Source organism: Psychrobacter urativorans, from assembly GCF_904846695.1.
GTDB lineage: Bacteria > Pseudomonadota > Gammaproteobacteria > Pseudomonadales > Moraxellaceae > Psychrobacter > Psychrobacter urativorans.
Genome location: NZ_CAJHBR010000001.1, coordinates 339,628 through 361,617 on the forward strand (window position 1 = coordinate 339,628; position 21,990 = coordinate 361,617).

Genomic DNA, 21,990 nt, shown 5'->3' on the forward strand with positions numbered 1-21,990 from the left:
AAACCGAGATGATTTTTGCAAATCGTGACAGCAATCGGCTGGAATTTTGCTACCCTAGAAACCTTCCAAAATAAATGGTGAGCATTATGAGTTTACAGTATGCACTCGTCGGTGATATGAGCTGGCAAGATAGGGCTAAGTGGCAGACTCCTGACACCCCATTTATGTCTTTTGCATTTTGGCAAGCTTTGCATGCTACTGATGCTATTGGCGAGCAAGCTGGTTGGTTACCTATTTTTGTATTAGTGTATCGGGCTGGGACAGCAGCAGATAGTAACAGCGGCACTGATAACCCTGATGCCAGTAGGAGCGATGCTAATAACAGCGATGCTAATAAAAATCATACCAACAACAGTCAATTAAACAGTCAAGATGTTGATAAAGCGATCATTGATGAAAGCCTGATGCAGCCAGTAGCGGTAATGCCGGTGTTCGTCAAAGGCCATCATAAAGGCGAGTTCGTTTTTGATTATGCTTGGGCTGAAGCCTACGCCCGTTATGGTATCGATTACTATCCGCGTCTAGTGACTAGTTCGCCTTACACCCCTATTACCGGTCAGCGCTTGTGGCTAGTAGAAGGCGAGACTCTCAATACTCACATTATTGAAGCGGCTATGGCAGGGGTTGATGACCTCGCTCAACAAGTAGGTGCATCGAGCTGGCATGGCTTGTTTGTGACCCCTGAGCTGGCAGCGCTTGCTGCTTCGACAGACAATGAGATAGCGGAGGCGCTCGCCAATAGTCATAATGATAGTCATGCTAGCGATGAAAATGCTGAACTGATAAGTCCTAACGCTTTTACTACCCCTATTCTAGAGCGTCAAGGCTGTCAGTTTTTATGGCAAAATAAAAGTTTGCTAGATAACGAGCAGCCCTTTGCTGATTTTGACGGTTTTATCATGACCTTGACTGCCAAAAAGCGTAAAACTATTCGTGCTGAACGGCGTAAAGTGGCAGCACAAGGTATTACTTGTGTGCGTAAATGTGGTGATGCTATCACTGACCAAGACTGGAAAGCATTTTATCATTGTTATGTGATGACTTATGCGGTACGTGGCCAGCAGCCTTATTTGAGCGTTGACTTTTTTATGCAACTAGCAGCTAGCATGCCTGAGCATCTTATGTTGGCGCAAGCGCTCGATAGCGCTGGTGAGATTATTGCTAGCAGCTTATTCTTGTATGATGTACCGGATGCATTTAGCAGTGATGATAGTTCAGCAGATAATAGAGCGACAACTTTATACGGTCGCTATTGGGGTGCGCTTGGTGAGTACGATAGTTTGCATTTTGAGCTGTGCTATTACCAAGGTATCGAGTTTGCCATTGAGCAAGGCTTAAACTATTTTGATCCAGGTACTCAAGGCGAGCATAAGCTTATTCGTGGCTTTATACCGACCAAAACCCACTCGCTGCATCGTATTTTTGACTCACGATTTATCCCTGCAATAGCCAATTTCTGTAAAGAAGATCGCTCACGTATGGCGCAGTATAGACAGCAGGCGCATGAGGCTTTGCCGTTTAATAATGATAATATGCCAATATTCGATAGTAATGCTTAAGGGCTTTATCTGATTATGTCGCAGCTTAATAACTCCTATTCCTGTATAACTCAGCCAGCTGCACAACTGTTACCGTGGCTCGAAGCTAAAGGGTCGCTGACGGCAATGCTAGAGGCCAAAGCAGGGCAGCCACTACGAGTGCAACGCCAGTTTGAAGGCTATCGCCGTTTGTCGTTAGTACAAAAGCGCCAATTGGGTTTACAAGGTTCAGCGCTAAACCGCCCTATGATGGCGTGGGTGCGTGAGGTGCAGTTATATGGCGATAGTGAGCAGGCATGGGTATGGGCACAAAGTATTTTTCCAGTGTCCAGTTTACGAGGACGAGCCAAACGCTTACAGCAACTAAAAGGCACGCCGATTGGATATGTATTGTTTAAGCGCAGTCGCACTTTGCCTAATCAGCGCGGTATTAACGATACTAAGCAGGGCTGGCAACGACAAACTTGCTACGACTGGTACGGCCGTAAGCTATTAATTAGCGAAACTTTTTTGCCAGAATTTTTAGCTACATTATCCTTAGAATAGAGCAATACAGAGGCATATAATCAATAGGGCTTATTGGCTAATAACAAAATTAAAAACACTTGTTTGGTATAAGGAATTTATTATATAATTATTAGATTATGACAATATAGACTTCTATCGCCCTGAGGATTATTTATGACTCTGTCACCAGTTACTTGTTTACCACGCTCAGCGGCTACGTTAGCTGTACTAATGCTAACGATAACTGCACCACTTAGTGCTAGTGCAGGGTTTTTAGACAGCATATACGATGTCCAAAACACTATTAGCTCAATTGGACGCACGGCTGATACGATTCGAGGTAGTAAGCAAGCGGTAAGTAACTTAGGGGAAGAAGTCGGTTTTATAGGTCAAGCATCACAAAATGCCAATAGCAAGTTGGAGTCTGGATCTATGTTAGCAGGTAAGCTACAGAAGACTAACTTGTACTCGCAAGCTAACGGCTCGTCAAGTGCGGTCGCCGTATTGTCCCAAGATGATCCTATGGTTTATATGGGCAATGAGCAAAACGGTTATTACTATGTCCATAGCGATAAAGGCCAAGGCTGGGTCGCTAAGCCATTAGTAAACATACGATAGAGATAGCAATGTATGCTAAATCGTAGCTTTATAAAGGCTCTAGTAGTGAAGGAGTAAATTTTACCTAATCTGATTTTATAATTGAACACAGTCACCCTCGGGTGGCTATTTTTATGGCAATGATTTTATGCAAATTGCTTTGTAAACATTCTAAGCAGATAACAGATAGTTGTAAGGGTGAAATTATTAAAAAACTAAGCTTATGACGGTATTATTTGCCGATGCGGATGAGCATTTTATACAACTGACTCAGTTCAAAATGCGTATTTTTTGCGTTAATGATATAAGGTTTCATGGTACACTTGTGCGACAACAAAATTCAATATGCAACGGCGCATAAACAGTATTGTTGTGTATGGCAAGCCTCCTTTGGGCTAATCTCTTTAATATTTCCCTCTAGTAATATTTCTCATAAAAAATACTCTATATAGGACATAACTATGTTTAAAGATATCTCTATAAAAGAATATGACCCAGCTCTTTCTGCTGCTATGGAAGCTGAAAGCGTACGTCAAGAAAATCATATTGAGCTTATCGCTTCAGAGAACTATTGCTCACAAGCTGTAATGGAAGCCCAAGGTTCAGATCTTACCAATAAATACGCAGAAGGCTATCCAGGCAAGCGTTATTATGGTGGTTGTGAGCACGTAGATATCGTTGAGCAGTTAGCTATTGACCGTGCAAAACAGTTGTTCGGTGCTGAATACGTCAACGTGCAGCCACACTCAGGTAGCCAAGCCAACTCAGCAGTATTTTTAGCGCTTCTTGCTGCCAATGATACTATCTTAGGTATGAGCCTTGACGCTGGTGGTCACTTGACTCATGGTGCTCACATCAACTTCTCAGGTATCAACTACAATGCTGTGCAGTATGGCTTAGTTGAAGAGACTGGTCTTATTGATTATGACCAAGTTGACCGCTTAGCGCGTGAGCATAAGCCTAAAATGATTATTGCTGGTTTTTCAGCGTATTCACAAGTAGTCGATTGGCAGCGTTTCCGTGATATCGCTGATGAAGTTGGTGCTTACTTCTTAGTCGATATGGCTCACATCGCCGGTTTGGCTGCTACAGGCACTTATCCTAACCCAGTGCCGTTCGCTGACGTAGTGACTAGTACTACTCACAAAACCTTACGTGGCCCACGCTCAGGCATCATCATGTCACGTGATGATAAGCTAGCTAAAAAAATCAACTCAGCAGTATTCCCAGGCAACCAAGGTGGCCCATTGATGCATGTTATCGCTGCCAAAGCGATTTGCTTCAAAGAAGCTTTGGAAGATAACTTTAAGACTTATCAGCAGCAAGTGATCAAAAACGCCAAAGCTATGGCGGCAGTCATTCAAGAGCGTGGCTATGAAATTATCTCTGGCGGTACTGAAAACCATCTAATGCTTATCAGCTTAGTTAAGCAAGAAATGACTGGTAAAGAGGCTGATAAATGGTTGGGTGATGCACACATTACGGTTAATAAAAACGCCGTACCTAACGATCCAAAATCTCCGTTCGTCACTTCTGGTATTCGTATTGGTACTGGTGCGGTGACTACTCGTGGCTTCGATGAAGCAGACGTAAAAGAGTTAGCTGGCTGGATGTGTGACGTGCTCGACGCTCGTGGTGATGAAAAAGTACTAGCCGAAGTGCGTGCAAAGGTTGAAGCAATCTGCACGAAAAAACCGGTTTATGCTAAAAATCAGTAAGCTTTAATTAGTGACTGTTTGATTAATGACTATTTAATTGGTTATTAATAGTATTAAAAAAACCGCTTAGCTTTTTGCTAGGCGGTTTTTTTGTGGGTCGAAAATGTAGGTTTATTTAGCATATCAATGCTAATCTTGCTCTTTGCGCATACACTATCAATACTTATCGTGGTTTTGATTTTCTAATCTTTGTTGGTGGGTTACGCTTCGCTAACGCCACCCTACAGTGTAATTCATGAAGTTTGAGCGTTTAGGGAGCAGTCATTGTCAAATAATCTAAGTTTATTTGGGTCAGTATTCGTGGCGCTATTGCTTTCAGGTTGTGCCAGCCAAGCTTTAGAGACGCCTGTAGAGACACCTAAGATTGTGCAAACGGATGTGCCCCAACCTACACTCATTATTAAATCGGAACCAATAAAGCAACCCTTGCAAATCGCCACTTGGTCGCCAACCCCACTGATGGGTAGATTGACCGCCATGAACGCAGGCTATCTGCGCTCCTACCGAAACTGTCTGGTCTTAACTGATAGCAAGGACAGCTTACCAACGGACGAAAACAGTCTATTGCTGGTATTGGCCGATAAGTCCTTCTCTTGGGATGAGGGAGAACAAACGCTAGTCTTTGAAGGTAAGCCTTATAAGCTAGGCGATGAGCTTTATCTTGGTGGCGGCTCGTTCAGTTATCCCATAGGTATTCTCACGGATGAGGTAGAAATCAATTGGAAACAGTGTGGTTTAAATCGAGGCTGGCTTGGCGGTTAGGTTAGGCCTTTTTTGCTGGCTCTAAGCAGGCAATGTTAAAAAATAGTAATAGGAATAGACCTTGGCGATGACACCAGATATCGATCAATTACTCAGTCAGTTAGCTGACTATCCTGACGATGACAAATTATTAGCCATTATTGCTTTATATTATATGGAGCACCCAGACGGGGATAAAGATTTAGAGTATTTTGAGAGGGCTTATCAGGTAAATCCTTCGATAGAGAATACCCATAATCTAGCATTTTGGCTGCATCATGAATATGGTGAGCCCGAGCGTGGTTTGCTGCTACAAAAGCAGGTCATGAAGAGACAGCCGCAATCTTATTTGCCTTATATCAGCTATGCGCAGATGCTCTTAGCGCAAAATTATAATGAAGACGGGGTATTCACGCTTAGAGATGCTGAGCATCATGAAGAGGTCATCAGTACCTATCAGTTGGCCTTAGATAAGATTGATAATATAGCGCCTAATTATCGCCAATCTCATTTAAACAAGAGGGTGTTTTTTTATAAAAATATGGCCTGCGCTTATGCGATGATAGATAACTTTGAGCAGGCATTTACTTATTTTGAGAGGGCTCAAACCTTAATTTCTGAGTTGCTTACGGGCGACTTTAGCAGTATTCCTGCTGCTATATTAGAAGAGAAGTACTATGAGATTTTACTCGATAAAGCTCGCTTATATATATTACTAGGCGATGATTCTAAGGCGCTAACCCTATTGAATGAGGCCAGATATCATGGGGATTGCTGTAACTTAACAGTAGCCAGCCTATATAGTAGATTGGGCAGGTATAGCTTAGCCACCCAGTTAACTGAAAACGAGGCAGTTCATGAGTCTTGGGACTGGGTTTGGTATGCGGTTTATGAAAGTGATAGAGATAAATGGCGAAAAATTATGAGTGAAACATTGCAAAATGCGCAACAGTGTTTAGTAGAGAGCCAGTTAGAAGCTGAGCAATATCGCATAGAAAATAAACAACAATTGCTCAAGGAAAAACTGAATTTTATTGACCAACAGCAAGCCAAAATTAGTAGATTAGAGATGGTGTTGGCGGCGGACAATCACCCTAAACCGCAAGACGATATTAAACAAGAGATTCGCAGTATGTATTTTGGGTGTTTGTTATTTGGCTGTGAGCGTCATCGAGGCTTAATTGATGATAGCAATCTATACTATTGGCACTAAGTCATAGGGTTTAGGGCGTGTCCTCAATTAACAACACTAGCGTATAATGGACTAAAACTGGCTATATTTTCGTCACTCTGCGAAAATTTCTAGACAATATGCTTATATTCTCTGCAAAATTTCCATGGACTGACAAAAATCTATCTCACTTTTAGCCTCATGATTCAATTGAGGACACACCCTAGTCATTAAGACCAGTCAACGCTTTTAAAACCTGTAAATCACTATAACCCTTCATTAATTATAAAAGGTCACTCCATGACTCTTCGTATCCATGCCCTCTACCACGTTGATTTTGAAGATTTAGGCTATATCGGCCAGTGGGCTGACAGTCGGGGTCATCAGATAAATTACACCCGATTTTATAATGGTGAGTCTCTGCCAGAGCCAGACGGCTTTGATTGGCTAATTATTATGGGCGGACCTATGAGTATTCATGATGAGGTGGACTATCCTTGGCTAGCCGATGAAAAGCATCTTATAGCTGCGAGTATTAGTGCAGGCAAGACCATCATCGGCTTTTGCCTTGGCGCACAGCTGATCGCAGACAGTTTAGGGGCGACTGTGCAGCCATCAGGGATTAAGGAGATTGGTTGGTTGCCTATCGAGCTAACCGAAGCGGGTAAGCAACATTGCTTATTGCAAGACCTACCGAAAGAGGCGTTCACAGTGTTTCATTGGCATGGCGATGGCTTTGCGTCTCCCAAAGGAGCTACGCCTATTGCGACTTCAAAAACTTGGGAGCATCAAGGGTTTACTTATCAGACGGCTTTGCACAAACAGCAAGGGACATGGTTAATGGGCTGGCAATGTCATTTTGAAGTGACGCCTGAGAGTATGGTGAAAATGGTCACTAATGGCCGTGACTATATTGCCGAGTCATTGACTGACAACCTTGATTCTGTACAGACGGCTGAAACGATATTGCAGTTGCGGCAGCAGCATATTGCTAGTAATAATCACTGGTTATCGATGATGCTAGATAACATGGCTCAAGGTCAAAAACCTCATGAATAAAACCGCAGTGAAATATTAGAGAATAACTAGAATCAAAGGCTGCTTAGTGATCCCCTATAACCATCCTTTGATTCTAACTAAAGTAAGGAATAAGGAATAAGGAATAAGGGTCAAAATATAAAAAACGCCAACATTCAGCTCACGTATCTTAAAGGTTGATTAAAAACTAATTTTTAATACAGTTGGCACGGCACATCATATAAAATCTACGTAACCGATAAATATATCAGCCAATAACCCATAACTGCGGCTGCCCAAAGTCTCTATAAGCGTCCTCAACGATACTTTTAAACATATTGAAATCTTCGGTATTAATCTTCTCTATATCTGCTAAATCCAACTGCAAATATTTAATTCTACTATCTGTTAAGCAGTCCCATAGCGCATCCCAATTGTGACCGAAATAAGCGGGGAAATCGCCAGCTTTGGCTATGCTGGTTAATAGCGTCTCCTTACTTAATTCATCTTCGATATTGATATTGATAGCTTGCTTAGGGATGCTATCGGCATCGTTTTTATTAACATAAATAATGGCTTGGCTCATATCAGTCTACCTCAAGTTTACTAAAGCTGTTGTAATGGTCTAGAGTCAAGTAATAGACAGTTGGTGGATTGCCACCAGTGACGATACGTCGTGCGCCACGATGAGATACACCGGGCGTGGGTACAGTATATTCCCGATAGTAGCCTGACGACTGCGAGGGTAGTTGGCCTTCTCGATTATAAAAGCTAGTGCCGTCCTTACTAGGGTAAGGGAAAGGCCCACCTTGTTTAATCAGGGCAATAGTACGATCTATCTGCGCATCGCCAGTGATAGATGTCGCGGTTGCTTCACCAGTGGGAGCGCTTGAAGTTTGCGAGCTAGTTGCTAAGTCATTGGCAAACAAGCTGGACTTTAAGTCGGCAAAGAAATAAACCGCCACAGCAATAATGGCGATCAAACTAAATAGAGTCGATAACTTGCTTTTTTTATTAGGGTTAGCACGGTTGCTATTGCTATTGCTATTGCTATTGCTATTGCTATTGCTATTGCTATTGCTATTGCTATTGCTATTGTTATTAGTGTTGTGCTGACGATTCGCATTAGCTTTTTTAGAGTTATGCTTTAGTGAATGATTGGTTGAATCTGATGCTGAGCTTTCAGCAATACTTAAGGCAATGGAAGTAACTTCAGTTGCTTGTAGCTGGTTTTTATCATTGCGTTCACTATTGAAATACACCCGTTGGCCTACAGTTATTGGCTGCGATAGTCGCACTTTACTGATATGAAAGAATACATCTTCGGGTTGATCATCAACATCGATAAAGCCATAACCTTGGCTTTGATTCCAGTGTTTAATTTCGCCACTCTGCATAACTGCACTGCCTTAATAACTGTCTATGTTAAAGCAGTATATACAACATCATTAGCACTCACAAAACAAAAGCTAGTAGTAATGATGGTTCGTAAACATAAAAAACGCCAGCAACAATACTGACGTTTTAGTGGTTTGAGAGGATGAATATCATTAATGGTTATAAAAGCGATTAGCCATTATAAAAGTCACTAAGCACGAGTCTCGCCGTGACCATAAACGATCCATTTTTGTGAAGTTAGTCCTTCGAGACCTACAGGACCACGGGCATGGATTTTATCGGTAGAGATACCAATCTCAGCACCCAGACCGTATTCAAAGCCATCAGCGAAACGGCTTGAAGCATTAATCATCACACTAGCTGAGTCCACTTCACGAATAAAGCGCTGTGACTTAGTATAGTTATCAGTGATGATGACATCGGTATGATGGCTACCATGAGTATTGATATGCTCAATGGCTTCGTCTAAGCCAGCAACTATTTTGATCGCTAATATCGGTGCAAGGTATTCAGTATCCCAATCTTCAGCGGTTGCGGCCGATAGATGCCTAGCAAGCTTAGCATTGTCTTTTAATAGAGCATATGACTGCTCATCAACACGCAATTGCATCGCCTCGTCCGCTGCAATAATCGCTTCAGCAATCTTAGGCAGCAGCTCTTCAGCGACAGCTGTATCTACTAATAAAGTCTCCATAGTGTTGCAAGTACCGTAACGATGGGTCTTAGCATTAACACTGACTTTTATCGCAATCTCGGCTTGGGCATCACTGTCGATATAAGTATGACAGTTACCATCTAAATGCTTGATGACTGGTACTTTGGCATCGCGACTGATACGTTCAATCAAACCTTTACCACCACGGGGTACTATCACATCGACATAGGCAGTCATAGTGATCAATTCGCCGACCGCTGCACGATCAGTGGTCTGTAGTACTTGCACGCTATGCTCAGGAAGGTCAGCAGCTTTGAGACCTTGATGAATACACTTAGCAATCGCTTGATTAGACTCAAAAGCTTCTGAGCCTCCACGTAGAATAATAGCGTTACCTGATTTTAAGGCTAGAGAGGCCGCTTCTAAAGTGACGTTTGGACGTGACTCATAAATCATGCCCACTACCCCTAGTGGCACGCGCATCTTACCTAGATGGATACCTGAGGGCTGAAAAGTCATATCAGTGACCTCACCGATTGGATCAGGCAAAGTCGAGACATCTTTTAGGCCTTGAAGCATGCCATTAAAGCGAGCATCGTTAAGCTCTAAGCGATCTAGAAGAGCGGCGTCTAAATTATTCTTTTGCCCATTATCCATATCTGTTTTATTAGCCGCCAGAATCTCTGACTTAGCAGTGACTAATTGATCATGAATAGCTATCAATGCAGCATTTTTGTGACTAGTATTAGCAGCGGCAAGGGCGCGAGAGGCAGCACGTGCTTGTTTACCGACGCTTTGCATATAAGTAGCAATATCTGTAGTAATCGATTGAGTCATGTATTATTTTCCTTATGTTTATAAGATTTTTAAACCAGAGAAAGTAGCAAATGATTAGAGTGTTAAAGATACCAAATGGTAGCAAAAGCTGATATAAATAGAAGTTTTAGGCCCTTTACTGCCTAACGCTATTTAACATAGAGCAGATTAAGGCGATAGTAAAGGCGAATTTAAGCATACTAAGTAGTAATGATGGCCTGTTTGAGTAATGTTGGCTGAAGCGTATTGAGCATTTACAATTAAACTCTGCGCTAGTTGCATGGTCAACCTAGCCCAATAGTGTTACGTATTTTTAACACAAGTAGGGTGTAAATACTAAAGTAGTGCTTGCAAGTTGCCATTATAGTTACTATCAAATTATCCCTTATAACCGATAGTCTATTATCGTTATTTATTGCTAGGTAGGGCATAGCCACTATGGAGAGCCAAGATGGCCACGGAAGATAACAACTCTAGAAAACCAGCAATATCCAAAAAATGGCTATACGGCTCTTTGGCGGTAATTGCCCTGATTTTGGGGCTTTATTTAGATAATTCAGCGGTAGCTGCTGAATACAGGGCAGCCGTTAACTCAGTCACCCTAGTAAAGATTAATCCGCAAGAGGGCCATTTAGATAGGGCCACTGCTAGCGAAGACAATGATTCTGATAGTGCTGACGATTTTGACAATAACAATGATAAAGAAAACAACAACGATAAAGAAAACAACAACGACGTTGACTATTCTTTTGACGACGATATGGAAGACTGATTAATAGACGATATAGAAGACTAACTGACAATAGCAAAACTATTTTCTACCGCTATTGTGCTAGACCTATGCTCTTTGAATAAAAGTCTCGAAAGCTTTAGCGGGCTGGCTACTATCTTAAAATCAGCGAAAAAAATAGTCTTTGTTAAAAAAGCCTCCGCTAAAAATAGACAATTACTGTAGTCGATTATTAAACATTGCTTAATAAACCTAACTTGTTGCACAGCTCATGATGCAAGCTAGTCGGAAAAGTTCAAACTACTATTATTTATTATCACAGTTTTTAATTTCACTAAAAAGGTAACTATTATGATCACGTCATTACCAATAGCTAAGAAACTACTAATGGCTACTTTGGCAGTAGCGGCATTGACATTAAGTGCTTGTGCTGACAAAGAGGCGGCGACTACCGAAGCGGATACTACGGCCGATGCCCAAACTGCTATAGAGCAAGAAGCTACAGGAGTTAGTGATGTAGAGCAAGGGACTAAAAGCGTCACTAGTACAGTTACTGCAGATGATGCATCAGTCAATGGCAGTGTTAGCGCCGAAGCTGATGATAATAAGGCTACTGTTGATCAATTAGGCACGGAAGAGGGCACAGAAGCTAACACTATCGATGATTCAGAAATATTAGATGGTAGTGAAACGCAAGAACACGTGTCGACTTACTGAATTTGACCATTAAGCGGCTGACTAATCAACTCTGTAAAATAAACCTTTATGTTATTAAGTTGATTGGTAAAGCTGCTAATAGTGTTATTATATAGCCACATTTTGTGTTCTAAGATGATAAAATAAGGCTCAAGTCTGCACTAGCGGCTTGGCCTTTTTTTATGATGTATTTTTTATTAATAATCGGAAATATGCTGAACCATGCCTGATATGACTAAAGACTCGACTCGCCCTATCGCCTTAGAATTGCAAGACTTACATAAGAGCTATGGCTCCTTAGCTGTCCTAAAAGGCGTGTCTCTTACAGCCTACGATGGGGATGTTATCTCAATTCTGGGCTCATCCGGTTCCGGAAAATCCACTTTATTGCGCTGTATTAACTTGCTGGAAAAACCAACGCAAGGTCGAATTAGAGTAGGCGATGAAGAGCTAATATTAAAGCCTAATAAGTCTGGCGAGTTGCAGGCGGCAGATATCAAACAGCTTGAAAGCTTACGTGCCAGTGTGGGTTTTGTATTCCAGAACTTTAACTTGTGGCCGCATAAGACCATCCTGCAAAATATTATCGAAGGGCCAACGCAGGTTCTTAAGATAAAAAAAGACCAAGCGATTAGCGATGCAGAAGTATTATTAGCTAAGGTTGGCTTATTAGATAAAAAAGACGCTTACCCAGCCAATTTATCTGGCGGTCAACTTCAGCGAGTGGCTATCGCTCGTGCTTTGGCTATGCAACCTAGAGTATTGTTATTCGATGAGCCTACGTCAGCGTTAGATCCTGAGCTAGTTAACGAAGTATTAGTAGTAATGCGTGAGTTGGCAGAAGAGGGTCGTACTATGTTGATTGTCACTCATGAAATGCGTTTTGCCCGCGAAGTTTCTAGCCAAGTAGTGTTCTTGCATCAAGGCGTGGTGGAAGAGATAGGTACTCCTGAAAAAGTCTTTGATAATCCAAACTCGCAACGAGTCAGAGACTTTATGGCTTCGCATCGTCAACACTAGTATCTTAGAGCTATCCGCTTATCCGTTAGCAGATCAAAACTAGCAGCTGCCAAGGTTTTTGCCCAACACGCTCAGTACTACATATTAAGCCACTAGCCTTTGCTGAGTGGCTTTTTATTATCAACTAACCTTGAAGTAAAAAATCCACTCTCCTAGTTTTACTACTATTATCTGCATGGCACTAGTCAAAATCTCGGCTGAACTATTATAGTTATTACTCTACCGTTTATTACGGGATAATGACAGTCAACACCTAAAACGTTTGTTTTTGATATTTTAGTAAGGTATTATCGAGGGGTTTATAACCTATCGATATTTATGACTATTTTAGTGATTTGGCATGGATGTCAAATGCCAATAATAGCAGCCACGCTTATCAAGAATTAAGGAACATATGATGTTTAACTCCCGTCTTTTATGGTCATCTATGACTATTACTGCCGCTATAACCTTGGCTGCTTGTAGTCAGCAAGATACTGCTAACACTGATGCTAACGCTACTGCTACTGATAGCGCTGGTAAAACCATTCGTATCGCTACAGAAGGGGCTTATCCTCCTTTTAACTTCACTAATGCTGATGGTAGTCTTGGCGGTTATGACATTGATGTAGCTAATGCTCTGTGTAAGCAAATGCAAGCCAAATGTGAAATCGTTGCTCAAGATTGGGACGGTATCATTCCAGGCTTATTAGCACAAAAGTATGATGCAGTGATTGCTGGTATGTCGATCACTCCTGAACGTCAAGAAAAAGTTGACTTTACCGAACCTTATTTCGCTAACACTATGGTATGGCTTACTGACACTAAAGGCAGCTTTAATCCTTTAGCTATTAAAAATCTGAATCTAGGTGGTCAACGATCAACTACTCCTGGTGCTTATTTGCAAGATAACTATGAAGGCAAAGACGGCAATACTGTACAGTTATATGACAATTACGATAATGCCTATTTGGATCTAAAATCAGGGCGTAGTGATGCTGTATTAGCTGAAAAAGTCTCAGCAAAATCATGGTTAAAAGACAATCCTAAAGGCTTCGGTATAGTAGGCGATGAGATTGATAACGATGATAATATTGCTATTGCAGTACGCAAAGGTGATTCATTAAGAGAAGACTTCAACAAGGCTTTGACTGAGATTCGCAGCAATGGTGAGTTAGCACGCCTTGAACAAGCTAATTTTGGTGAATAGTTTTTAGTAATCGTTATGGTTTGTTAAGTTGCGATCTACTAAGTCATTTACCTATCAAGTTACTCCCTATACAGTAGTGAGCCCTTGGCTAATAAGCCAATTTAGCCACTACTAGATAAACACAGGAATAGACATTATGGCCCTTTCAATAGCTTCATCAAAAATAACTAAAGCCATGTGGCTGGCACCTTTGAGTGCTGCTGTACTTATGCTGGCTGGCTGTAATAATAGTGCCACACCAACTGAGAACGCTGCGACTGATACCTCAGCTGACGCTACGCCATTGAATATCAAAATCGCTACCGAATCGAGCTATAAGCCTTTTAGCTATACTGATGCTGATGGCAAACTTATCGGTTATGAGATCGAGCTAGTCGATGCTTTATGTGAGCAAATGAAAGCTAAGTGTGAAGTGATTTCTCAGGACTGGGATGGTCTGATTCCTGGCCTAAATGCGCAAAAATTCGATGCTGCTATTGCTGGCATGTCGATTACTCCTGAGCGTAAAGAAGTGGTAGAGTTTAGCGATCCGTACTTTTATAGTGGTATCGTGCTAATTGGTAAAAAAGGCGATAATATTAGGGTTGAAGACCTAAAAGGTCAATCTATCGGCTCACAGCGTGCAACTATTGCCTCGCAGTACTTGCAAGCCGATCATCCAGAAGCAGATATCAAGCTCTATGATACGCAAGATAATGCTTACTTAGATCTAACCTCAGGTCGTGTCCGTGCCATGATGTCTGATAAAGTCACTGGTATTGACTGGATAAAAACAGCAGCTGGTCAGGACTACGAAGTTAAAGGCCAAGAAATCAGCACTAATGATGATGCTATGGGTATTGCTTTTCGTAAAGGCGATGCTCTAGTAGCAAAATTCAATACCGCTTTAGCTGAGCTAAAAGCTAATGGTACTTATGATCAAATCACTAGTAGTTATTTCGGTACTACCACTACTGCTGCTGCGCAGACCTCAGTGACTCCAGCTACCGAAGCGGTCGTTGAAGATAAGACGGTTAAAGTAGCTAATTAATAGCCGCATCATTAATAGCTATATCAAAATCAGCTAAAAATATGATTTAACACTGTAGTAGCGGGTAGCTAATAGCCTGTTTATTGGTCAGAGCCAAGTTACTACTTTTAACTATTCAGTTCATACGCTTAGCTAATAAGGGAATTAAGGATGATGACCAACAGTAATGCTAGCCAAGTTTCAGTCTTCAATAAGCTACTAGATGGCAAGGGCACAACCAGAGGCCACCTATCGAAGACAATCCTGACCTTAGCTGCGGGCTTAGCTTTAGCGAGCTGTGGTAATAATCAACAAGTAGGCACAGAGGCGAATACTGACAGCAGCGACAATGCTGCTGCTAGTCATGATGAAGTGCTACGTATTGGTACAGAAGGCGCTTATCCGCCATTTAACTATACTAATGCTGATGGCTCGCTTGGCGGTTTCGATGTCGAAATGGCCAATGCTTTGTGTGCAGATATGAAAGTGACTTGTGAAATCATCGCTCAAGATTGGGACGGTATTATTCCCGGCTTAAAAGCAGGTAAATACGATGCCATCGTTGCTGCTATGTCGATCACCCCAGAACGTGCTGAGCAAGTCAGCTTTACTGATCCTTACTTTAGTAATAATTTAGTATTTTTGGCTAAGCAAGGTAGCAATTTTGATCCTAGCAACGCTGAGGATATTGATAAAAATCTAATCGCAGCCCAGCGCTCGACGATTTCATCACAGTGGCTTGAAAAAGCTTATCCACAAGCCAAAATGAAGCTCTATGATACTTTGAGTAATGCTTTTTTAGACTTAGGCTCAGATCGTGTTGATGCGATGATCTCTGATAAGCTACCAGCGCTACAGTGGCTTAACTCAACCTCTGGCAAGAATTATGTGCTAAAAGGTGATGAGATCGATATTAATGATAACTTCGCTATTGCTGTACGTCCGGGCGATGAGCTACAAGCTAAGCTCAATAAAGCCTTAGCCAATATAAAAGCTAATGGTGTTTATGATGATCTTAATAAAAGATATTTTTCAGTACCAGCCGCTACTAGTGCTGTAGGCGGTGAACCAGCAACCGCAGCAGCAGCAAAGCCGGAAGCTAGTACTGCTGATAGCAAAGCCCAGTAACCCTCGAATAATTTAGAAGTAAAATTTGGGATATCACTGTAATGGTGTTATCCTTTTCGCTTTTTTAGCTTCGCCTTTAACGGGCTATTTGAGATGGGCGTTAGCAAGATAAAGCCGTAGTACTATTAGCAATATAAAACCTTTATGCAAAGAGAAGTTTTTTGCTGATTATGGCTTTTATTTTTGTGATTAAACATCAATGCTGCTGGATATGATAAAATCAGCGCTCATTGCTATATCTGCAATGAGCGAACCGATCACTGATTGTTTTGACCATTATTTTATTAACTTGTTAGGGCGTTTAGTACGTCCCCATCTAAAAAGAATGAGTGAGCCCTAGTGTTTGATTTACAAGGATTTGGCGCGCTATTACTAAGCGGCGCAACCGTCACCATTAAGATTGCTATGGCCAGCCTAGTCATCGGTATGTTATTAGGGTTGCTAGGTGCTACTGCTAAGTTATCTAACGTTTGGCTACTGCGTAAACTTGCCCTTCTATATACAGGGATAATGCGTGGTATCCCTGAGCTGCTACTAGTACTATTTATCTATTATGGTGGCTCTATCTTACTGATGAGCGTCCTCAAAAAGTTCGGTTATACTGACTATGTCGAAATCAGTGCTTTTTGGGCTGGAGTCATGGCCTTGTCTATTGCTTTCGGTGCTTATGCGACCGAAATCTTTCGCATGTCGATCCAAGAGATCCCTGTGGGTCAAAGCGAGGCAGCACAAGCGATTGGTCTGCGTCCTTTGCAGATATTCTATCGTATTACTTTACCGCAAGTATGGCAGATTGCGTTGCCTGGGCTTGGCAACTTATTCCTAGTCTTACTCAAAGATACAGCTTTAGTCTCAGTAGTTGGTCTCAAAGATATTATGTATCAATCCTCACGTGCCGCACAGTCCACTCAGCAGCCGTTTACCTTTTATATGGCAGCGGCGATTATTTACTTGGGTTTAACAATGTTGATTACTGGCTTTATGATGTGGCTTGAGTGGCGCGCGAATCCTGCTGCTCGTTATGCTAAAAAGCTGAGTCGTCAATCAATAACCAATCAATCAATCAAAGGGTAGGGGGAGAAGCTCATGGATTGGAATTGGCAGGTTATTTTTGAGAGTATCCCAGTTTTGTTAGATGGTGCAGTATTGACTGCAAAGATGGTTGTTATCTCCGGTATTATTGGTTTGATCTTTGGTATAGTGCTAGCACTGTTGCGCTTGTCTAAAAGCTGGATGGTACAACTACTCCCTTTTTGTTATATCTTCTTTTTTCGTGGCACGCCGCTATTAGTACAAATATTTTTGATCTACTACGGTCTTGGTCAGTTTGAAGCCGTACGTAGCTCATTTCTATGGGAACCGGTACTGAGTCAAGCCTACTGGTGCGCTATCATCGCTTTTACTATGAATACTAGCGCTTATTTGGCAGAAATCATTCGTGGGGCTATTCAAGCTATTCCGGTTGGCGAGCTTGAAGCAGCTGACGCTATCGGTATGTCCAAGTGGCAAAAGCTGACTCGTATCACCTTACCACGGGCTTTTGGTATCGTTATTCCTGCTTATAGCAACGAAGTTATTTTTATGCTCAAAGGTAGTGCCTTAGCTTCAACTATTGCTTTGATGGATATCATGGGCGAGACACGAACAGTTATTTCGAAAACTTACACTTCAATTGAAATGTTCTTTGCCGCAGGTATCGTCTATTTATTATTAACTTGGGTAATATTGTTTATTTTTAGACTGTTCGAGAAGCATATGAATCGCTATATGACTTATGTGCCACCTGATGTGACCACTCATACTATTCCGTAACTTATTGACATATCTATTACAATAGTAATCATAAGTAAAAAAACATACGATGTATCAAAAATAAGGCCTTAAAAATACTTAAGGCCTTATTAGCTTAATAGAGCCTAAGATTTAGTAGGCCAGGTAATTATTTTAAATATTTTTATATGAAAAAGTAGGTAGATTTTGAATAGAAATTCCAATGTACTATTTGATAAAGATTTGAGCGAAAATTCATACCAGTTGTTAGAGAAAGGTATAGGCAAAAAAGTAGCAGGTTATCCTCTCCAACATTTAACTGCCGACTTAGGCAATAGCCTAGATAAGAGGTTAGATAGTGACTTAAACTATCATCTAGCAAAAGATGCTGATAATGGCTTAGAGGAGTTGCTAAGTAAAGATCTTATTAAAAAGAAGAAAAAAAAGAAAAAAGATAAACCTGAATTAGTAACCCCAGTAGCTATTAACTTTGATAAAGCCTTAGAAACGGATGCTAAACCCTTACTGGGCACTTCAAAAGCTGTCGAAACTATGTTTCGCAACGCCTTACGTACTGAGCTGGATTTGATCGCCTTAGCGGCCACCAAAGCCAATATTATGATCTCGCTCAATGGTATTATAATCTCAGCTTTGATGATTTCAGGCGCCTTTATCTTTGTGTCCTCAGCAGCATTTTTGATCCCAGCTGGGATGTTTATGTTTACTGCTGCCGCTTCAATATTCTTCGCTATACTCGCCGCCTCACCTGAAAAATCACAATTCTTCAAAGGTTTTTCTAATTGGTTAAAAGCCTTTATTAAGCGTGAAGCACATTTTCGTGATTTAAAGCAATACTTGGCACTAGCCAATCGAACTTCGTTGAACGGCGATATCAATCCACTGATTAATAAAGACCGTATGCAATTGTCGCGTGAAGAGTACTGGGAGCGCATGCAGATACTGATGCGTGATCGTGATGAGACTTATCATGCAATGAGTGATCAGCTCTACTGGCTCGGTCAAATAGCGGCGCACAACTTTAAAATGCTCAACATCTCTTATAGCTTATTCCGTTGGGGTATGCTGGCTTCCGTATTGGCTTCTATCCTACTAAAAGCAATGCTATTCTTTTATCCAGGAGTAGGTGCTGACGTTCCCCCACAGCTAGATCAAACAGGCATGGGTACTTTGACTGGGGTCTTTGAGCCATCAGCGGTGCAACAGTTGCCCGATGGTCGAGTGTTAGTAATTGAGGATGAAGAGCAGCGCGCAATGAATCTTATGACTATAGCGCCTGATGGTAGCTTGAGTGAAAATGCAGTAGCTAGTCTACAGTTGACGCGTAGCTTCGGTCGTAAGCTCAATGATTTAGAATGCCTAGCCGCTGATGACAAAGGTTTTATTTATGCGGCTACCTCGCATTCGTCTGACACGAATGGTAAACGTGATCCTAATCGCGAACAGCTAATACGCTTTCGGGTTAACGGTAACATCGCCGGTGATATCTCTAACATCAGTAATTTACGTGATAGCTTAATGAAGTCGCCAGTGCTGGAGGCTGCCTTTAAGGCACGACTGAATACTAAGGCTAATTTTGATAAGCTAGATATCGAAGGCTTAGCTTATGACGATAGCAAAAACTCTCTAATGCTAGGCTTGCGGGCGCCTATGGCTGGCAAGCTATCTGTCATTATACCTATTACTAACTCAAATCAGATGTTTACCGATAAAGTGGCTCCAGTATTTGATCAGCCTATTTTCTTAGATCTGAATGGCGGTGGTATTCGTTCTCTATATTTCGATCCAGTATTAGCAGTATTCGTTATCGCCAATGAAATCAATGATCCAGCAGGTAATAAAGAAGCGCAAATTTGGACATGGACCGGTAACCGTGAAGACAAGCCTGTTAAAGTGGCTACCCCTGAGTTAGCAGCGCTTCAAAATATTGAAGCGGTTGATTCAATCACTGCTAACGGTACTATCAAAATGTTATTCATGGCTGATGAAGGCGATGCTAAAAAGGGCATTCACGCCAGATATATGATGTTAGATTATAAGAAATTTACCCAATAAATGTTGTTTAGTCTGAGCTACGGCTATTAGTTAACCTAATTATAGCTGTGGCTTTAACAAGGTGAGCTTAGTAGCTAATCATCAGCGATACTATTTATTTTATTATTTAATTCACTATTTTATTATTACCTATACTGTTGCACAGTTAACCCTCTCATGAGAAAGTATTATGAACATATTACCAAGTCGTATTTCCTCGAATCTTCGTTTAGGTCTATTAACTACAGCATTGGCGGCCACTGCAGCTGGCTCCTTACTGTTGTTTTATCCTACTGCCGAGGCGACGCCGAGTTTGAGCAAAGATAGCATGGGGATTTTTAATGATATTTACGAGCCCTCAGCAGTGTTCCAGCTTAATGATGGCAGAGTGCTATTGGTCGAAGATGAAGAACATCGAGCGATGAATATTTTGACTATATCATCTAATGGGGGCTTAGTTGAGAACAAAGCTGCCAACCTTAGATTGACTGAAGGGTTTGAGCGTAAGCTTGATGATTTAGAGGGCTTAACGGCTGACCATGAAGGCTTTGTTTATGCAACTACATCGCATTCATTGCGAAAAAATGGCGACCGTGATCCGAATCGCGAGCAGTTACTGCGTTTTCGAATTAAAGGTGACGATGTTGCTGACATTGCCAGTATTACTACCTTACGTGATGATTTGACTAAATCTAAGGAGCTAGCAGCAGCAATAAAAGCCGAAACTAACAAAGAGCCTGACTTTAATGAATTGAATATTGAAGGCTTAACTTATAATCATAAGGCTGATGATCTGATGCTTGGCTTGCGTGCGCCACTGGCAGGGAAGTTAGCTATTGTAGTGTCGATTGCTAATCCAAATGCGGTATTTGATGACCAAGCTGCACCAATATTTGCTAAGCCTATCTTTCTTGACTTAGATGGTGGCGGTATTCGCTCATTACATTTTAGTACGGCTCTAAATAAGTATGTCATCGCTAACGAAGTACAAAATGAAAAAGGCAAAGACTACTCTAAGATATGGACTTGGAGCGGCAATCCTAAAGAGGCGCCTATCGCCATAGATTTACCTGAGCTGTCGGATATGAAGAACATCGAAGGGATCGACTCTGTCAAAGTGAATGGGGTAGCTAAACTACTATTTACCGCCGATGAAGGTGATGAGAAGAAAAATAAACCAGCAAAATATCGATTTATAGATGAAGCTAAGTTTAAATAGCTGGTTATTGATTGCTAACCGTTATGCAGCAGTAAGAAAATAACTATGAAATAGTTATCCAAAAAATAACTGTAAAATAGTTATCTAAAAAGTAGCTGTAAAATAGTTATCGAAAAAGTAACCGTTAACCCTTAATTCTATAGTGAGCTCCTGTTATGAATTCTGCATCGTTAAAGCCTTTAGCCATTGGCAAAGTTGTCTGTGTTGGTCGTAATTATGTGGCTCATGCACGTGAATTGGGTAATGAAGTGCCTAGTACACCGCTATTATTTATGAAGCCGGCCTCTGCTATCGTGACTATTAGTAATACCGCTACTGCTAATAAAATTGTCCGGCCTGATACTAGCCGTTACGGCGAAACTCATTACGAGGCAGAATTATGTATTCAGTTAACGGCTGACTTGTGTGCTGCGACGGTTGAGCAAGCGCAGCAAGCGGTTGGTAATGTGACTTTAGGGCTGGATTTGACCTTGCGTGATTTGCAAAGTGAATTAAAGGATAAAGGCCAGCCGTGGGAGCGTGCTAAATGCTTCGACGGGTCTTGTGTACTCGCAGACTGGATTGATGCGCGAGCGTTTGGCGACTTAACTGCAGTACATTATCAGCTGTATATCAATGATGAGCTCAAGCAAGACGGTGATAGCGCTTTGATGCTATTTTCAGTATATGAATTGCTGGCGGACATTAGCCACGCTTTTAGTCTGCAAGCCGGTGATGTCATCATGACGGGTACACCAAGTGGTGTTGGTATATTGCAGGCTGGTGATGAGCTAAAGCTGATTTTAGCTGGGCATCAGTGGCAAGCGCAAGTACAATAAATTCTCTTCATAGGCAATTATCCGCATAAAATTCGTTGTATCGAATCCTAGGTTTTTGCCTAGGGTTTTTTGTTATATGACTTATAGTTTATCGCTAAGCTAAATAGGCTGAGCCAGTGGCAAAAATTATCAATTGATTAGCCTATTAATGACAAAATTACTTAAGAGTCAAATCATCTTCTTTTGTTTAGTAAATTTAAA

At 41.5% G+C, this 21,990-nt stretch carries 21 protein-coding genes; 18 read left to right on the forward strand and 3 right to left on the reverse strand.

Features of this window, described 5'->3' with window-relative positions:
• The first annotated feature begins 86 nt into the window (after positions 1-86).
• The 7 genes from JMY09_RS01385 (at position 87) to JMY09_RS01415 (ending at position 7,331) form a co-directional block, all read left to right on the forward strand.
• Positions 87-1,559 carry a GNAT family N-acetyltransferase gene (locus tag JMY09_RS01385; RefSeq protein WP_201621786.1) on the forward strand — a complete coding sequence of 491 codons (1,473 nt, stop codon included), beginning with the start codon at positions 87-89 and terminating at the stop codon, positions 1,557-1,559.
• 15 nt (positions 1,560-1,574) lie between these two features.
• Positions 1,575-2,084 carry a chorismate--pyruvate lyase family protein gene (locus JMY09_RS01390; RefSeq protein WP_201621787.1) on the forward strand — a complete coding sequence of 170 codons (510 nt, stop codon included), beginning with the start codon at positions 1,575-1,577 and terminating at the stop codon, positions 2,082-2,084.
• Positions 2,085-2,219: 135 nt separating this feature from the next.
• Positions 2,220-2,663, forward strand: coding sequence for a hypothetical protein (locus tag JMY09_RS01395; RefSeq protein ID WP_201621788.1), 444 nt, complete (start codon positions 2,220-2,222; stop codon positions 2,661-2,663).
• Positions 2,664-3,103: 440 nt separating this feature from the next.
• The gene (gene glyA / locus JMY09_RS01400) at positions 3,104-4,360 is read left to right on the forward strand and encodes a serine hydroxymethyltransferase (RefSeq protein WP_201621789.1); all 1,257 of its coding nucleotides are present in this window, start codon (positions 3,104-3,106) and stop codon (positions 4,358-4,360) included.
• 264 nt (positions 4,361-4,624) lie between these two features.
• Positions 4,625-5,122 carry a hypothetical protein gene (locus JMY09_RS01405; RefSeq protein ID WP_201621790.1) on the forward strand — a complete coding sequence of 166 codons (498 nt, stop codon included), beginning with the start codon at positions 4,625-4,627 and terminating at the stop codon, positions 5,120-5,122.
• Between the two features lie 61 nt (positions 5,123-5,183).
• Positions 5,184-6,314 carry a hypothetical protein gene (locus tag JMY09_RS01410; protein WP_201621791.1) on the forward strand — a complete coding sequence of 377 codons (1,131 nt, stop codon included), beginning with the start codon at positions 5,184-5,186 and terminating at the stop codon, positions 6,312-6,314.
• Between the two features lie 258 nt (positions 6,315-6,572).
• The gene (locus JMY09_RS01415; protein ID WP_201621792.1) at positions 6,573-7,331 is read left to right on the forward strand and encodes a type 1 glutamine amidotransferase; all 759 of its coding nucleotides are present in this window, start codon (positions 6,573-6,575) and stop codon (positions 7,329-7,331) included.
• Positions 7,332-7,557: 226 nt separating this feature from the next.
• Here the strand turns inward: JMY09_RS01415 and JMY09_RS01420 are convergent, their stop codons facing one another.
• From JMY09_RS01420 to JMY09_RS01430, 3 genes are all read right to left on the reverse strand, one after another.
• On the reverse strand, positions 7,558-7,875 hold the full coding sequence (locus JMY09_RS01420) for a barstar family protein (protein ID WP_201621793.1): 318 nt from the start codon (positions 7,873-7,875) through the stop codon (positions 7,558-7,560).
• A gap of 1 nt (position 7,876) precedes the next feature.
• Positions 7,877-8,686: a ribonuclease domain-containing protein gene (locus JMY09_RS14650; protein WP_201621794.1), complete on the reverse strand. Its 810-nt coding sequence runs from the start codon at positions 8,684-8,686 to the stop codon at positions 7,877-7,879.
• Between the two features lie 191 nt (positions 8,687-8,877).
• Positions 8,878-10,179 carry a glutamate-5-semialdehyde dehydrogenase gene (locus JMY09_RS01430; RefSeq protein WP_201621795.1) on the reverse strand — a complete coding sequence of 434 codons (1,302 nt, stop codon included), beginning with the start codon at positions 10,177-10,179 and terminating at the stop codon, positions 8,878-8,880.
• A 430-nt stretch (positions 10,180-10,609) separates the two neighbouring features.
• On the opposite strand from JMY09_RS01430, the gene JMY09_RS01435 reads away from it, so the two are divergent.
• The 11 genes from JMY09_RS01435 to JMY09_RS01485 all read left to right on the forward strand — a co-directional run bounded on the left by JMY09_RS01435 (position 10,610) and on the right by JMY09_RS01485 (position 21,789).
• On the forward strand, positions 10,610-10,930 hold the full coding sequence (locus JMY09_RS01435) for a hypothetical protein (RefSeq protein WP_201621796.1): 321 nt from the start codon (positions 10,610-10,612) through the stop codon (positions 10,928-10,930).
• Positions 10,931-11,239: 309 nt separating this feature from the next.
• Positions 11,240-11,605 (forward strand): hypothetical protein, encoded by a 366-nt coding sequence (locus JMY09_RS01440; RefSeq protein ID WP_201621797.1) that lies wholly within the window; start codon positions 11,240-11,242, stop codon positions 11,603-11,605.
• 201 nt (positions 11,606-11,806) lie between these two features.
• The gene (locus JMY09_RS01445) at positions 11,807-12,604 is read left to right on the forward strand and encodes an ABC transporter ATP-binding protein (RefSeq protein WP_379606643.1); all 798 of its coding nucleotides are present in this window, start codon (positions 11,807-11,809) and stop codon (positions 12,602-12,604) included.
• 394 nt (positions 12,605-12,998) lie between these two features.
• Entirely contained in the window at positions 12,999-13,793 is a 795-nt protein-coding gene (locus JMY09_RS01450) for a transporter substrate-binding domain-containing protein (RefSeq protein WP_201621798.1), read from the forward strand.
• Between the two features lie 136 nt (positions 13,794-13,929).
• On the forward strand, positions 13,930-14,823 hold the full coding sequence (locus tag JMY09_RS01455; RefSeq protein WP_201621799.1) for a transporter substrate-binding domain-containing protein: 894 nt from the start codon (positions 13,930-13,932) through the stop codon (positions 14,821-14,823).
• 150 nt (positions 14,824-14,973) lie between these two features.
• The gene (locus tag JMY09_RS01460) at positions 14,974-15,930 is read left to right on the forward strand and encodes an ABC transporter substrate-binding protein (RefSeq protein WP_227677098.1); all 957 of its coding nucleotides are present in this window, start codon (positions 14,974-14,976) and stop codon (positions 15,928-15,930) included.
• A gap of 339 nt (positions 15,931-16,269) precedes the next feature.
• Positions 16,270-17,004, forward strand: coding sequence for an ABC transporter permease (locus JMY09_RS01465; RefSeq protein WP_201621800.1), 735 nt, complete (start codon positions 16,270-16,272; stop codon positions 17,002-17,004).
• A 12-nt stretch (positions 17,005-17,016) separates the two neighbouring features.
• Positions 17,017-17,742 carry an ABC transporter permease gene (locus JMY09_RS01470; protein ID WP_201621801.1) on the forward strand — a complete coding sequence of 242 codons (726 nt, stop codon included), beginning with the start codon at positions 17,017-17,019 and terminating at the stop codon, positions 17,740-17,742.
• Between the two features lie 165 nt (positions 17,743-17,907).
• On the forward strand, positions 17,908-19,773 hold the full coding sequence (locus JMY09_RS01475) for a DUF3616 domain-containing protein (protein WP_201621802.1): 1,866 nt from the start codon (positions 17,908-17,910) through the stop codon (positions 19,771-19,773).
• A gap of 169 nt (positions 19,774-19,942) precedes the next feature.
• Positions 19,943-20,971, forward strand: a complete 1,029-nt coding sequence (locus JMY09_RS01480) for a DUF3616 domain-containing protein (protein ID WP_201621803.1) — start codon at positions 19,943-19,945, stop codon at positions 20,969-20,971.
• 155 nt (positions 20,972-21,126) lie between these two features.
• Positions 21,127-21,789: a fumarylacetoacetate hydrolase family protein gene (locus JMY09_RS01485; protein WP_201621804.1), complete on the forward strand. Its 663-nt coding sequence runs from the start codon at positions 21,127-21,129 to the stop codon at positions 21,787-21,789.
• The last annotated feature ends 201 nt before the right edge of the window (positions 21,790-21,990 follow it).

Coding starts and splice junctions, on each gene's coding strand:
- JMY09_RS01485 (WP_201621804.1), top strand. CDS start 21,127: ATGAATTCTGCATCGTTAAAGCCTTTAGCCATTGGCAAAGTTGTCTGT.
- glyA (WP_201621789.1), top strand. CDS start 3,104: ATGTTTAAAGATATCTCTATAAAAGAATATGACCCAGCTCTTTCTGCT.
- JMY09_RS01430 (WP_201621795.1), bottom strand. CDS start 10,179: ATGACTCAATCGATTACTACAGATATTGCTACTTATATGCAAAGCGTC.
- JMY09_RS01480 (WP_201621803.1), top strand. CDS start 19,943: ATGAACATATTACCAAGTCGTATTTCCTCGAATCTTCGTTTAGGTCTA.
- JMY09_RS01470 (WP_201621801.1), top strand. CDS start 17,017: ATGGATTGGAATTGGCAGGTTATTTTTGAGAGTATCCCAGTTTTGTTA.
- JMY09_RS01450 (WP_201621798.1), top strand. CDS start 12,999: ATGATGTTTAACTCCCGTCTTTTATGGTCATCTATGACTATTACTGCC.
- JMY09_RS01420 (WP_201621793.1), bottom strand. CDS start 7,875: ATGAGCCAAGCCATTATTTATGTTAATAAAAACGATGCCGATAGCATC.
- JMY09_RS01460 (WP_227677098.1), top strand. CDS start 14,974: ATGATGACCAACAGTAATGCTAGCCAAGTTTCAGTCTTCAATAAGCTA.
- JMY09_RS01445 (WP_379606643.1), top strand. CDS start 11,807: ATGCCTGATATGACTAAAGACTCGACTCGCCCTATCGCCTTAGAATTG.
- JMY09_RS01440 (WP_201621797.1), top strand. CDS start 11,240: ATGATCACGTCATTACCAATAGCTAAGAAACTACTAATGGCTACTTTG.
- JMY09_RS01415 (WP_201621792.1), top strand. CDS start 6,573: ATGACTCTTCGTATCCATGCCCTCTACCACGTTGATTTTGAAGATTTA.
- JMY09_RS01455 (WP_201621799.1), top strand. CDS start 13,930: ATGGCCCTTTCAATAGCTTCATCAAAAATAACTAAAGCCATGTGGCTG.
- JMY09_RS01390 (WP_201621787.1), top strand. CDS start 1,575: ATGTCGCAGCTTAATAACTCCTATTCCTGTATAACTCAGCCAGCTGCA.
- JMY09_RS14650 (WP_201621794.1), bottom strand. CDS start 8,686: ATGCAGAGTGGCGAAATTAAACACTGGAATCAAAGCCAAGGTTATGGC.
- JMY09_RS01395 (WP_201621788.1), top strand. CDS start 2,220: ATGACTCTGTCACCAGTTACTTGTTTACCACGCTCAGCGGCTACGTTA.
- JMY09_RS01435 (WP_201621796.1), top strand. CDS start 10,610: ATGGCCACGGAAGATAACAACTCTAGAAAACCAGCAATATCCAAAAAA.
- JMY09_RS01385 (WP_201621786.1), top strand. CDS start 87: ATGAGTTTACAGTATGCACTCGTCGGTGATATGAGCTGGCAAGATAGG.